The sequence below is a fragment of the Candidatus Pantoea communis genome (genome assembly GCF_011752685.1).
Taxonomy (GTDB): Bacteria; Pseudomonadota; Gammaproteobacteria; order Enterobacterales; family Enterobacteriaceae; genus Pantoea; species Pantoea communis.
On sequence record NZ_VWXC01000085.1, the window covers coordinates 1 to 234 of the forward strand.

Annotated in this window: 1 tRNA gene and 1 rRNA gene; both read left to right on the forward strand. The window is 50.0% G+C overall.

Annotated features, from left to right (window positions below):
* Nucleotides 1-67: ribosomal RNA gene (locus F3J37_RS27985) — 16S ribosomal RNA — on the forward strand; the annotation flags it as partial.
* Between the two features lie 74 nt (nucleotides 68-141).
* A tRNA-Ile gene (locus F3J37_RS27990) sits at nucleotides 142-218 on the forward strand.
* Nucleotides 219-234 lie beyond the last annotated feature (16 nt).

Here is a 234-nt window from a genome sequence, read left to right on the forward strand (position 1 = left end):
ATTCATGACTGGGGTGAAGTCGTAACAAGGTAACCGTAGGGGAACCTGCGGTTGGATCACCTCCTTACCTGAAGATACCTTCCTTCGAAGTGCTCACACAGATTGTCTGATAGAAAAGTAACGAGCAGAAAAAACCTCTACAGGCTTGTAGCTCAGGTGGTTAGAGCGCACCCCTGATAAGGGTGAGGTCGGTGGTTCAAGTCCACTCAGGCCTACCAAATTCGCACTCATGCG